The organism is Ornithinibacillus halotolerans, assembly GCF_014637405.1.
GTDB classification, from domain to species: Bacteria; Bacillota; Bacilli; order Bacillales; family Amphibacillaceae; genus Ornithinibacillus; species Ornithinibacillus halotolerans.
This window is the reverse complement of the sequence record NZ_BMEY01000006.1, coordinates 90779-104079: the sequence shown is the minus strand read 5'-3', so window position 1 is coordinate 104079 and position 13301 is coordinate 90779. Positions and strand designations below refer to the sequence as shown.

10 protein-coding genes are annotated in these 13301 nt (G+C 34.2%); 2 read left to right on the top strand and 8 right to left on the bottom strand.

Features of this window, described 5'->3' with window-relative positions:
- Positions 1-49: 49 nt before the first annotated feature.
- From IEV35_RS07445 to IEV35_RS07430, 4 genes are all read right to left on the bottom strand, one after another.
- On the bottom strand, positions 50-808 hold the full coding sequence (locus tag IEV35_RS07445; RefSeq protein WP_188384027.1) for a cytochrome c biogenesis CcdA family protein: 759 nt from the start codon (positions 806-808) through the stop codon (positions 50-52).
- Positions 808-1455, bottom strand: a complete 648-nt coding sequence (locus tag IEV35_RS07440) for a hypothetical protein (RefSeq protein WP_188384026.1) — start codon at positions 1453-1455, stop codon at positions 808-810. Before IEV35_RS07440 ends, IEV35_RS07445 begins: the two co-directional genes overlap by 1 nt.
- Before the next feature lie 134 nt (positions 1456-1589).
- Complete coding sequence (locus tag IEV35_RS07435; RefSeq protein ID WP_188384025.1) at positions 1590-3410, bottom strand: methyl-accepting chemotaxis protein; 1821 nt, start codon at positions 3408-3410, stop codon at positions 1590-1592.
- A 2-nt stretch (positions 3411-3412) separates the two neighbouring features.
- Complete coding sequence (locus IEV35_RS07430) at positions 3413-5356, bottom strand: efflux RND transporter permease subunit (RefSeq protein WP_229740676.1); 1944 nt, start codon at positions 5354-5356, stop codon at positions 3413-3415.
- A gap of 345 nt (positions 5357-5701) precedes the next feature.
- Between IEV35_RS07430 and IEV35_RS07425 the strand changes: the two genes are divergently transcribed.
- Together IEV35_RS07425 and IEV35_RS07420 are read left to right on the top strand one after the other, a co-directional pair.
- Complete coding sequence (locus tag IEV35_RS07425; RefSeq protein ID WP_188384024.1) at positions 5702-6523, top strand: hypothetical protein; 822 nt, start codon at positions 5702-5704, stop codon at positions 6521-6523.
- 135 nt (positions 6524-6658) lie between these two features.
- Positions 6659-9451 carry a bifunctional diguanylate cyclase/phosphodiesterase gene (locus IEV35_RS07420; protein ID WP_188384023.1) on the top strand — a complete coding sequence of 931 codons (2793 nt, stop codon included), beginning with the start codon at positions 6659-6661 and terminating at the stop codon, positions 9449-9451.
- 46 nt (positions 9452-9497) lie between these two features.
- Here IEV35_RS07420 and IEV35_RS07415 read toward each other — a convergent pair whose 3' ends face one another.
- The 4 genes from IEV35_RS07415 to IEV35_RS07400 form a co-directional block, all read right to left on the bottom strand.
- The gene (locus IEV35_RS07415; protein ID WP_188384022.1) at positions 9498-11753 is read right to left on the bottom strand and encodes a LysM peptidoglycan-binding domain-containing protein; all 2256 of its coding nucleotides are present in this window, start codon (positions 11751-11753) and stop codon (positions 9498-9500) included.
- Positions 11754-11958: 205 nt separating this feature from the next.
- Positions 11959-12726 (bottom strand): AAA family ATPase, encoded by a 768-nt coding sequence (locus IEV35_RS07410; protein WP_188384021.1) that lies wholly within the window; start codon positions 12724-12726, stop codon positions 11959-11961.
- Between the two features lie 16 nt (positions 12727-12742).
- Entirely contained in the window at positions 12743-12973 is a 231-nt protein-coding gene (locus tag IEV35_RS07405) for a hypothetical protein (RefSeq protein ID WP_188384020.1), read from the bottom strand.
- A gap of 109 nt (positions 12974-13082) precedes the next feature.
- Positions 13083-13271 carry a diguanylate cyclase domain-containing protein gene (locus IEV35_RS07400; RefSeq protein ID WP_188384019.1) on the bottom strand — a complete coding sequence of 63 codons (189 nt, stop codon included), beginning with the start codon at positions 13269-13271 and terminating at the stop codon, positions 13083-13085.
- Positions 13272-13301 lie beyond the last annotated feature (30 nt).

Here is a 13301-nt window from a genome sequence, read left to right as displayed (position 1 = left end):
TGAACCTCCTATAATTTGTCGGACAAGATAGCTTCGAATCCTTTCATTCTTACCCTAATTTCGATAACCATGTATCCTGTACTAAATCAAGTAAAAATCCTGAAATACGTGGCATCAAGCCAAAGAATAAAACTAATCCCATAATAATCATCATGACCGCTCCAATTTTCATGATAATCTCACTATGACGCACAATCCACCTTGTTTTTCCAATGAAGAAGGTAAGTAGTAGAAATGGTAGCGCAAACCCAATGACATACATCGCTGTATAAAACAAACCTTGCCCAGGATTGCTAGCAGCTAGAAGTAAAATAGAACCAAAAATTGGACCAATACAAGGTGTCCATCCAGCCGCAAATCCTAACCCTACTAAGAAAGTTCCAATATATCCCGTTGGCTTTCTAGTGGAGTGAAAGCGTCGTTCCTTCATCAGGAAAGGTATATTAATCCATCCTGCTATAAACAGACCCATTATGATAATTAAAACTCCTGCAATACGTTGAATAAGTAAGCCGGAATCACCTATTAGAAGTTTTTGTGCCCATTGTCCTAGAAATGACGCACTTGCTCCTAAACTTAAAAAGACAAGCGAGACAGCTAATAGAAAGAAAAAAGAATGAGTGAACAAATGCCTTATCATTCTACTATCCTTATTCCCTTGTAACTCTTTTACACTTATACCAGTTATGTAGGACAAATACGCTGGAAAAATTGGTAGTACACAAGGGGATAGGAAAGATAATGCCCCAGCCCCAATTGCTAAAAGCATTCCTGCTATTAGTATTGTATCGGCTTCAATAATACCCATTATGTATCCCTCCCTCTTATTTTATAAGTTAAGCTACCAACACTTGTAATAGAAAATAGCATTACAAACCACGGTGTCATCATATAACCAAAAACAGTTACAAACGGTTGAACGTACAACAATACCAACATCCCTACTGACCATATCGAGGTTATTATGATTAATAAAATTGGTACTGTAAAACGCTCCGTTAGAAAGAAGAATAAACCAATTAGTAGAGCTAATAGGACTAGATAACCTAAAGCGTACCGATTTTCTTCTATAACGAGTTGTATAAATTCATATACAAACGAGCTAATAAGAAAGACGTGGACAAAAGATTCCAATATAGGAAGGACTTCTAAGTTTTTCCGCTTCGTTTTATATACTAGTAGAAAAGAAAGGAGCACAGTAGCTAAATAAAATGCTTTTGAATCACTTGGATATGCCAATACGGATAAAGGGTCCGAAATAAATATAGAAATATTTAATATAATCTTTCCTAGCCAAATAAAAAGAACGAAATTAATTAGTTGTGAGGTTAGTTCCTCTAAATGCTTCTTCTTTTCTTCTTTCGGTAAATCACGGAGTAGATAAAAGGACAAAAAGCCTATTGTTAAACTAAGGGCTATTATTCCTATTGCCGTTAATTTGCTTGTTATCGCCACATGCGTTTCCTCACTTTCTAATGCTATCCAATTATATCTTATCCATCGATTATGAAAATTTGATGAAAGTAAACTAAAAAATAGTGGATAAAGTCAACCTAAGTTGAAAATATCCACTAAACATTTCAATCTATTTATTTAAATAAATCTAAAAAGCGAGACCAAAATCCTTTTTTCTCTTCTGTAGGTTCTTCCGTAGTTGTAGATTCTTCAATTTTAATGCTTTCTGTTTTTAATACAAACTGTACAGAACCAACCTCTTTATTTTTATTAGAAATAAAGGAAACTACTTCAAAATCAGATTTATCATATTCGGAAATCATTTGATCAATTTCTTTTGTCATTTGGTTTGGCAAATCACTCGTCGCTTCATCTAATTCAGTTGTACCTTTATGAAGATCATCCATACCATTTTCTAACTCATTCGTTCCATCAGATATCCCGACAATTCCTTCATGTAGTTCTTGATATGAATTAGATAGTTGACCTACTCCATTTACAAATGCCTCTAAACCAGAATGAAAAACTGTATAGTTAGATGCAAGTTCTTGAAGACCTTGCTGTAATTGAACGATTTTTCCAATATCATTCATTTCCTCTAATGAAGCAGCAGTTTCCTCTGCCATCGTATTTAAGCCTATCTGCATTTCAGAAAGTGCATTAATAACACCTTGCATCGTCATATCCATCGCTTCAAAAGTCGGCTTTACGTTAGTATATACAGACTTAACTTCTTTTGCAGCGTTATACATATCGATAAGTTTTTCCACAGTTTCATTATTTGCAGTACTATTTCTTAAGTCTTCCATTTCTTTCGTTGACAACTCATAAGAAGGAATATTGGCTATAGCTGTATCTAAGTTTTCATATGCTTCTTTCACATTTTGTTTAAGAGACTCTAATTGGGTAATTATTTCTCCAAGACCTGATGCTGTACTGTTCAACCCACTAACTAGTTCGTTCATCCCCTCAGTATCAATGTCTGGGAGATCTTGAAGTGAGGTACTAATAGATTCAAGTGCAAGTTCAATTTCTTTTGAACCATTCACTACATCTGGCGAGGAGTCGTTTAATTTATTTACCCCATCATTAAATTGTGAAGAACCATCACGAAGAGCAGCTACACCCACGTTTAATTCCGTTACTCCACTCTTAAAATCAGCAACTCCATCATTAAGCTCGGATATAGCTTTAGACAAAGTTTTCATCTCATTCGTCATCTCATCAACATCTGGAGATTCAATGGGCATGGAAGAAGGAATACCAGTGATATCAATCCCAGCTAATTCAAAATTTACGGCCTTTGCCTCTACAATAAATTCTTCCTCTTGTTCTGGCATAACTGTAAATGTTACTTGTTTATTTTTCCCTGCATTTGCAATTAATCCATCCTGGGCTTGAATCTCAGAGAATATATCTGAATCAAGTGGCACAGAGATTTGTAATAAATAGTTTTCAAAAAATACAGGATCGACTTGTTCATTTACTCTGGTCTTAATTCTAATTTCTACATGTCCATTCATTCCTGCTAATTCATCCGGGGTTATCTCTTCTCCATTCAAGTAATAGGATACAGAAATATCCCATGGTAAATCTTTATTATTTAAATTTCCTTGATAATAAAATTCTCCTTTTGAGGCTATAAATTCTACTTGATTATCATCCTGAACGATTTCCGATAGGTTTGTTAAGTTCTTCAAATTTGAATACGTTCCGTAATCGATAATTTTTCCTTCTTCTTCTATTTCAAATGAATTAACAATATATATTTCTTTACTTTCTCCTGTTGCACTTAAAGTTGCATAAACTACTTCATCCTTTGAGGAAAATTTCCCTTCTTTTGTAGGGTCTGTATCCTCTTCTGTGCTGTCATTGTTTGAAGCTGTTGTTAGAAATGACGGCAATATTAGTAGTAGAGCTAATAAGATAATTATTATCTTTTTGAATCTCCTCATCATCATTTCTCCTTATAGTAATTTGCTTTCCAAGTTGTTTTTTCTATTAATTTATCAAAGACCAATAAGATGGCTGGTAAGAATAATAAAACCATAATAAAGGCTAGTAATGCACCCCGTCCTAATAATAATCCAATCGAAGAAACAATTGGATTAGAAGAGGTAATCCATAAAATAAATCCGACACTAGATAGGATGGAAGCTGAAATCGCAATCGAGAATGTCTTCTCATCAAGTGTTTTCTTAATCGCTTGAAGAGCAGGCATTTCTTTTCGGTTCTCTTTAAACTCTTCTGTAAATAATATTCCATAATCTACTGTTGCAGCGAGTTGTACGGTACTAACAATTAAATATCCGACAAATACTAAAGATGAGTCAGTAAAATAGGGAACGGATAAATTAATCCATACTGCTGACTGAATAGTTAATAATAAAATAACTGGATAAGTTATTGATTTAAAAGTCACCAATAGAACAATTGCGATAGTTATCACAGTTAGCATATTCACTAACGCGTTGTCTTTAAGTACCACATTTTTAATATCATATAATGTCACACTTTCACCTAATGCATAAAAATTATCTCCATAATACCCTTCTACTAACTGTTCAACATCTTCAATGAAGCCAAACGCCTCATCCCCTTCCGTGTCAGTACTTGTCTGAAGAATAATTCTACTATGATTTTCTGACAAGAATTGCTCTGTGATGGATTCATCTAAATATTCGGAAGGTATACCTGCTCCAACCATATTTGCATAAGAAATGACACTAGTCACTTCTTTCATTTCTTCTAATTCACGCACTAACTCTTCTTCTTTTGCAATTTCTCCTCGAGGTACTAGTAATACTATGGAAGTACTCTTGCCAAATTTCTCTTCTATCTTTGCAATATCACTACCGGCACGGGTATTTTCTGGTTGCTCGCCTATTCCATATATAAAGTTCGTTTCACTTTGTGCTAAAAATGCTGGCACGATTAGGATAAAGACAATTAGGATAATTGGTATCCTTATTTTCACTACTTTACTACCAATATTTCTAAAAGTAGGAATGAATTGTTTATGTTTTGTTTTATCAATCCATTTGTAAAACATGATAGTCAGGGCTGGTAAAAAGACCATAACACTAATAAAACTTAAGGCTATACCTTTAACTAAGTTAACCCCTAAGTCTGCACCAATTCCGAATTCCATAAATGATAAAGCAATAAACCCAAAGAAGGTTGTCGATGCACTAGCAATAATAGCTGGAAATGAACGCTTCATCGCTAAACGCATCGCTTCTTTCGGATCAGAAACTTTTTGTCTGTAATCCGAGAAACTATGTAAAAGAAAAATCGCATAGTCTAAGGAAACAGCTAGCTGTAAAATTGGGGCGACAGATTGAGTAACAAAAGAAACCTCACCTATAAATATATTGGTTCCTAAATTGATAAGGACAGATACACCAATAGCAGTTAAGAAAAATACAGGTTCAATCCATGAATTAGTTGATAGGACGAGAATAAGGATAATAATTGGAATTAATAATGCAGCTGCATACATCGTTTCCGTAAGTGCCATCTTTTGTTGGGTAGCTGTATTAAGAGCTTCTCCTGCCATTGCATTCTCTTCCCCAATTAATTCATAAATTGCATCCGTTATTTCAACTTCATCACCAGAATGAATACTAAAGGAAAACAAGGCATGATTATCTTTGTAATACGATTCCACTGTTTCTTGCTCGGCCACTTCGATAGGTACTTTTAGATCGACGACATCATCTAACCATGTGACATTACTAACTCCATCGATAGAGGCTAATTTTTCTTTGAATACTAATGCTTCTTGTATCGAAACATCTTCAATCATTACTTTTGCATTAGGAATTGCTCCGTCAAATTCTTGCTCCATTATTTCCAGAGCTTTTGTTGACTGAGCATCTTCTGGTAAGTAATCTACCATATTGTAGTTCACAGAAACTGTAAACTGTGCTATCACACAAACAATAGTAACGACGAGAAATGTTATAAGTACACTTTTCCTATGTTTAATAATCCTTGCTGCTATATCTATGTTAAAACACCCTTTCGTCCTTCATAAAAACTCCATTATAATTATATGTTTTTAAGACTTGAATTTACAAGGATGTGCACCATGCACCTCGACTTTAAAGTAGATGGGACAAACCACATACACTCATTCTCTGTAAATACATGTGATGTCATTACAACAATCCCTTGTATATATGGTAAAATTAAACAACTAAATATTTTTAATATTATGTATAAAGAAAGATAGGTGATAAAAATGGTACAAGAGAGTTTCATTTTAACTCGAGACAATTATCGTGAATTTCAAATTGCATTTGGAAAGGTATTTTGGATGTACCATGATATGGTTACTACCTATAGTGGATTTGGTCATAATATTGATTTTGAACATATCGAATACGAGCGTTTTTTCTTTGCTAGTGCAGATGAAGATATGGATGGCATATATCCAGATCAGATGGAGATAGTTCGACAAGGTGCTTTTATTGCCTTATGTTGCGAAGTTGTCAATCTCTTAGATGAAGAGAGAAGAAATAAAAAAGTTTATCAGTTTATTACTAAAACACTAGAGAACCCTAAGATAGAAAGTATGCCCCTTGAAAAAGAAACATTAATTGCTATGAGAAAATCTCTAGATGAAGAACCAACTGTTGAATGGGGGATATTACCTGGTTCCTCATCATTTAATAAATTGCTACCTGAAATTTATAAGCGATACGTATTAGGATACTATAAAGGGCTAATTGATGAAGTAATTAAAGTAGGTACACCATACAATTACAATGATTCCAATGAAGTTATTCGGTTTCATGTAAATTATTTTAAAGAGATTAACAATCCACTAGCAGTAAAAAGATTAAGAACCCTATTTAATCATATTTCTAAAATACCAAAACCTATCGTAGATAAAACATCAGACATATTTTTTGCCCTTGATACACCTGTGGAAATAAGTTCTGAACTCTCAGGTTTTATATGGTTTCGCGAGGATAAATGTAGTATATATTTTAATAGTATCGATTATTATTTTTTAAATGAAAAACAAACAAAAGAATTAAGATCAATTTTTGCTTTATAGGGGGTCAGTCCCTCTGTGAAAATTTCACAGAGGGACTTCACAGAGGGACTGACCCCCTTTATGAGATAAAATTTACCTTTATGTGAAATACTAAAATATTATTAAGGGGATGGCTTGTAAAAAAGGAGTAACATCATGATACATGAAGCCTATAGTATATTTTTTATTATCTTTTCAGTCTTTATCGCAATCATTACATCTTATACTACTCTTGTGGTAATCGAAAGAATTATTGATGGGAAACGTTTGAGAAAAAAGCCATTGCTTGTAACCGGTGCATTCATTATGGCAATTGGTATTTTTTCGATGCATTTTATTGGAATGATTGCCTTTCATATTGATGCACATGTTAACTACAATGGACTTCTATTACTTATTGCATTTCTATGTGCCTTACTATCATCCTTGACAGCGTTCTTCCTTCTACATATACAACCGGTAACGAAAACTAAAAAAGTAATTAGCGGGCTTGCGATAAGTGCTGGTATCATCTTTTTACACTTTATTGCTACATTTGCAATCCATGAGCAAGTAGAGGTTCAATTTACATCAGTATATTTCTTCCTAACTCTATCCACTTCACTTATATTTTCATTTATCGCAATTCAAATTGTAATAAACATGCGAAATAAACCAAATCACCCCACCTTAAATAATGTAGTAAATGGAGTGATATTAGGATTAATTGTGTCTGCTGTCCATTATACTGGTGTAAAGGCAATACGGTTCTTAGATACACCCCTGAGCATTCATAATGGAGTTGAACCCATAGTATTAGGTAATATTGTTGCATTCAGTACAATTTTAATCATGGTAGCAACATTATTATCTGCATATATTGACAATCGCTCATTAAACGCTCAAAGAAGTCTGATAAGAAAAATAGAAGAAAGTGAAACAAGGTATCGAAGACTATTAGAACGCTCTCCTGAACCAACATTTGTTCATGACGGGAAGCTAATATTTTTTGTTAATGATGCTTGTATACAGCTTGTCGAGGCCTCCCATAAAAGTGAGATCATTGGAAAAGATATATTTAATTTTGTCCATCCAGATGATAAAAACAAATTATTAGATTATGCGCAAGCATTAAAAAAATCTGGTAAGGTTGATGTATTTAGCCATCAACGGATCGTTACCCTTAAAGGTACAATTCGGGAAGTTGAAGTTGCCTGGCTTGAAATCATCTACAATAACAAACCTGCCACACAAGTTGTGATGCGAGATCTAACCGTACAAAATAAGATAAAGCGCGAATTAGAAGAAAAAAATCAACGTTATCTATCTTTGTTTAAACATAACCCAGACCCCGTTTTTTCACTGGACCGTGATGGCTATTTCATCGAAGTCAACTCCGTTGTTTGGGATTTATTGGCATATTCAGAAGAAGAACTACTACAGATGACCTTTCACCAGCTTATAAGCCCTAATTTATTAGAAGAAGTAAAGATAAAATTTGCAGAAGCACTCAACGGTAAGCCACAACACTATGAAATTATTGCAATAGGAAAGAGTGGGATAAAAATCCCTGCACAAATCATTCTTATCCCAATTGATATCGATAATCGTATTACAGGTGTATTTGGGATTGCAAAGGATTTGACATTAGAGATAGAGGCACGTAAACGTATAGAGGAATTAGCCTATACCGATCAGCTAACTGGACTCCCTAATCGAGCATGGTTTTATAAAACTTTCCCAGAATTATTACATTCTTCGATGGAAAATAACATTCCAATTACTTTATTTTCCATCGACTTTGACAACTTTAAAGACGTTAACGATACACTTGGACACCATATTGGAGATATTTTCCTGCAACAAGTCTCAAAACGATTACAAGAATCATTACGACAAAATGATGAAATTACTAGAATCGGTGGTGATGAATTTTTTATTATTTTACAGGGTGTAACGGACGCTGAGGTATCTATAATTGCAGAAAGAATCATCCAATCGATGAATCAATCGCTAACTCTTTTGGGACATGAGTTAACAGTTACATTAAGTATTGGAATAAGTAAGCATTCTGATTCCAACACTGATATGGATACCATGATCAAACAAGCAGATATTGCCATGTACTATGCGAAAGAAAAAGGGAAAAACAACTATCAGTTCTATACAAACGAACTAAATGAAAGAGTTACTCGTAAAGTAAAATTAGAAAATTCCTTAAGAAGAGCAATTGAAAAACAAGAATTGAAGTTGCATTACCAACCACTAATTGATATCCATAGGGGAAAAGTCGTAGGAGTAGAAGCATTACTAAGGTGGAATCCTTCGTTCGGGTTTGTTTCTCCTTGTGACTTTATTCCAATTGCTGAAGAAACTGGGCTCATTGTCCCTATTGGAGAATGGGTATTAAAAGAGACTTGTCGCCAAATAAGGGAATGGCAAAATAAAGAAGTTTTCCCTATTGTCCCCGTTGCAGTAAATGTCTCTGCCCGCCAGTTTAAAAGTGCTAATTTTATTGAGAATATTAAGCAGATTATTCATGATGCAAATATTGATCCTACGTTAATTCAGATTGAAATAACGGAAAGTGTCATGCTTGATTTAGAGGAATCAAGAGAGCTAATTCAAGAACTTAGGGAATTCGGATTAAAAATTGCAATTGATGATTTTGGAACCGGTTATTCATCTTTACATTTAATATCCAATGTTCAATTTGATACATTAAAAGTTGATAAATCGTTATTAGATAAAGGATTTCAGAATAAAAATAATATATCTATCTTAAAAGTCGTTTTAGAAGCAACTAAGCATTCGAATCATATGACAATAGTGGTTGAAGGGATAGAAACAAAAGAACAAGTCGATGTGCTAAGGGCATATAACGTTATATGTCAAGGTTTCTACTTTAGCAAACCATTACCACCAGACCAATTAGCAGAAAAAATCAAAGAAATTACGGACCAAGAATGAAAGAAGGAGAGGCAACCCTCTCCTTTAATTAATCCCAGCAGAAATTTTAATTTGTTCTTGCATCTTGAATTAACCCATCCTTATGCCTTGTGCTATTTAGAAAATGGATACAGAAGTGACCGTCATAGTTATTATTCTTTATCTCAGCAATACTGTGTGGATAAGAGTGCATAGCTGCAGCTAATTTTCTTCCGTCAACGTTGATAATAATCGCCCTTGGGGTCCAACTATATTTTCCTCCCCATATTTCTTTCATGATTTTTGCATCTTTAGCTGTTAATGGTTCCGAATCAGCATGGTTTCCTCCTGTAGTATGCTTCACTTTAAACGTTTTGCCCGACTTTACATCCTTTACAGTAGCAACTGTACCAACAGGGAACACATATCTCGCCTCTGTCCACCAATCTAATATTTCACCATGATTTGGGCTAACTGTGCTTTTTACTGGGACATTGTATACAGGCACCGTAATTTTTTGGCCAAGAGAGAGTGAACTATTAAGAGTCAAATTATTTTCCTTAGCTAATTCCAGCATCGGAATACCATATTGGATACTTAAATCCCACAAGTTATCTCCAGATTTAACGGTATGGGTTTTAAAACTTACTGTGACCCCTTCTTGCTCTTTCGTAGACGAATTACCGTTTCCTACTAAGGTTAACGTACGTCCAATATTTAAATCGTCATGTCTTAATCCATTTATACGTTTTAGTTCGTCTACAGTTGTATTAAAACGTCGAGCAATACCTAATAAAGTATCACCTTTTACAACCGTATACGTTTTTTGTCCTGGGGACTTAGTCTCTTTTTTGGATGATGAAGTATCATCTTTTGCTTCACCATCAATTGATAAGATTTGACCTAGACTAAGTGTATTAATCGCTAGGTTATTCCAACGCTTAATATTGTCTACTGTTGTGTTATAACGCTGAGCGATAGAATAAAGCGTATCACCAGAACGAACAGTATACGTTGACATCTTTTCAGTTGATGGGGTACTCATTTGTTTATTATCTATTATATTTAAATCTTGTCCGACACTTATCATATTGCTTGATAAGTTGTTCCAGTTTTTCACTTGATCAACTGTCACATTAAAGCGTTTAGCAATCGAGTATAACGTATCTCCTGCTTGCACTTTATACGTGTCATCATTTCCATTGTCACTTGGAATTGTAGCTGCACGCTCCGATACTTTCAGCGTTTGACCGACTGTAAGCATATTGTCTGAAAGGTTATTCCACTTTTGTATATTAGCAACTGTTACACCAAAGCTCCTAGCTATACTATATAGCGTATCACCAGCTTTTACTGTATAAGAGCTTTGTTTCATTAACGATAACTGCTGCCCTGGCTGAATAGACGTTGAAGTTAGCTCATTATAACGTATTAATTGTTCTACCGTTAGCTCGAATTTTCTTGCAATAGTAAATAACGTATCACCTGCAATAACCGTGTATGATTCCGGTCTAGATAAAACAACTAACACTTGCCCTTTTTCAATCTCATTATCAGAAAGACCATTGATTTCCTTTAATCGTTCTACAGTTGTATTAAACTTTTTTGCAATGAGAAATAAGCTATCCCCTGCTTGAACTGTATAGGTCTCTTGATTCATTGCCTGAGCAGGAATACTTTGTTCTTCTTGCACCGTTTCAGCTTCTTCATAATAACCAAAAGTTTCGGCTTCTGGTTGATGAGTTTCAATTTTTACCTCATCTTCCGCAATATTCTTTTCGACCGTGTAACCAAGCGCTTCCGCAACAAAGCAAATCGGTACAAAAATAGTTCCATCCTTCTCGATGAAAGATGGTGTTTCTACGTCAACACCATTCACAGTAGCTTGATCAGCATCAATGAATAATTCGATATTGGTATCCGCTTTCAGTATCTCTACTAAATTCGCTTCTTTATCATATCGAACGCCCGCTTCTAAGTGTGCTGATATAAAGGAAATTGGGATATACACTTCATCTCCATCGATAAAAGCTGATGGAGTAGTATGAAGATGCATCCCATCTATGAGCAAATGAATTTGGTCGTTTTCAAAATCTGCATTATCATAAAACTTACTCATGTCTGTCAGAAAATGCTCATCTTCATCAATCATAGAACCTTGATCAGATTGGTTCACATTCTGTCTAGGTCCATGTTTTACTTGCTGAAGATTGATTTGTCCATTATTTCTTTCTTCCATTTGTTGATGAGGTATTGATCTTTCTTGTGGTGTTGCCTCCTGTTGTGGTGCACATGCAGATAATATTACAGCAGTTGCAGTTACCGAAAGATAGATCTTTCTCATATATAAATTACACCCTCCTTAAGGACAATTTGTTGCATTTTCTTAATCATTAAGTTGTCCTATCAGGAGGATGTAAAACTTATAAAAAATTACCACAACTTCTATTTTAATGACCAATATGTAAATTAAAACCAAACGACCACTTATGTATTAAATTACGTTTAAATGAGAAAATAAACGTAGAGAAAAATTTAAAGGAAATCATTTATTTTTTATTCGCTTCCCCAAACAAATGATGAAGTAATCTGTCTCTGTCTTCGAAGAACTGCTCCATCATTTTATAATGATTTGTATTTTCCAATGTTGTTTCTTCCATTCCCATTTCGGTTAACTGTATAATTTTTGCTTCAGGGTATGCCATGATGATTGGTGAATGGGTGGAAATTATCAACTGAGATTCATCATGTATTAATTCGTGAATCCTTGCCAGTAGTGACATTTGTCTTAGTGGAGACAGTGCTGCTTCCGGTTCATCTAGAATATAAAGTCCTTTTCCTTGTAATCGATGAATAAACGTAGCGAAAAAAGATTCGCCATGAGATTGTTCATGTAAAGAAGTTCCACCAAAAGAATCGATAATTCTCGGAGAATTTCCTCCTTTATCCAGCTCTTCAATATTTGTAGCTAGGTTATAATAAGATTCCGCACGAAAGAAAAAACTATCTGTAGGACGAAACCCACCTTTTGCAATTCTTATGTATTCATGTAGATTGGAGTGGGAGTCGAAGCTTGAAAAATTAAAATTTAACGATCCACCTTCAGGATTAAATCCTAAACTAACAGCAATTGCTTCTAACAATGTTGATTTACCCATCCCATTTTCTCCAATTATATAGGTCACATTTGGGTGAAAATCTAATTTCCTGAAATGTTGAATAACAGGTAAATTAAGTGGAAAATTCCGATAAGAGGATATGTTTTCTCTTTTTAAATCAATACTTTTTAAATATTGGGTGTCTCTATCTAATAACATATCCAGTCTCTCCCCTTCAACTATTGCATTTACATTCATATTCTTTGAATTGATACTTTTTTATCAGTTTCTTCTTAGCTCCAACACATTCATATAGTTCTACAATAGGAGCAATATCTTGTTTTGCATACTTTGCTACCTCTCCATCTAAATTGACTGAGTCTTTTATTTGATATTCATTCATATGTTCATATAATTTATTATGTTCACAAACATCTACAGTTACTGCCAAATAATATGATAGCATCCCGTATCCCCCTACTCCTAGTTACTACAAGCTTAAACCATTTTAATATAGAATAATAGCAAAAAAAGCATGAAATTTCTCCATGCTTCATTAACAATATACATTATCTTTAAGCCTCATACATTTTATAAATATTGTTATTAGACTCTTTGGCAAGATATAATGCTTTATCCGCCATATTTACTAATTGCTTTTTCTTCGTAGAATGATCTGGGTAAATAGCAATACCAATTCCCACACCGATCTCTATTTCATGTCCTTTAAAGAAGAACGGAATATTAAATGCCTGAATGATCATAAAAAGCAGCTTTCTCTAATTTATTACGAA

Excerpts from the sequence above, each read along its gene's own strand:
- IEV35_RS07445 (WP_188384027.1), bottom strand. The coding sequence starts at position 808 with ATGGGTATTATTGAAGCCGATACAATACTAATAGCAGGAATGCTTTTA.
- IEV35_RS07435 (WP_188384025.1), bottom strand. The coding sequence starts at position 3,410 with ATGAGGAGATTCAAAAAGATAATAATTATCTTATTAGCTCTACTACTA.
- IEV35_RS07430 (WP_229740676.1), bottom strand. The coding sequence starts at position 5,356 with ATGGTAGATTACTTACCAGAAGATGCTCAGTCAACAAAAGCTCTGGAA.
- IEV35_RS07425 (WP_188384024.1), top strand. The coding sequence starts at position 5,702 with ATGGTACAAGAGAGTTTCATTTTAACTCGAGACAATTATCGTGAATTT.
- IEV35_RS07420 (WP_188384023.1), top strand. The coding sequence starts at position 6,659 with ATGATACATGAAGCCTATAGTATATTTTTTATTATCTTTTCAGTCTTT.
- IEV35_RS07415 (WP_188384022.1), bottom strand. The coding sequence starts at position 11,753 with ATGAGAAAGATCTATCTTTCGGTAACTGCAACTGCTGTAATATTATCT.
- IEV35_RS07410 (WP_188384021.1), bottom strand. The coding sequence starts at position 12,726 with ATGTTATTAGATAGAGACACCCAATATTTAAAAAGTATTGATTTAAAA.
- IEV35_RS07405 (WP_188384020.1), bottom strand. The coding sequence starts at position 12,973 with ATGCTATCATATTATTTGGCAGTAACTGTAGATGTTTGTGAACATAAT.
- IEV35_RS07400 (WP_188384019.1), bottom strand. The coding sequence starts at position 13,271 with ATGATCATTCAGGCATTTAATATTCCGTTCTTCTTTAAAGGACATGAA.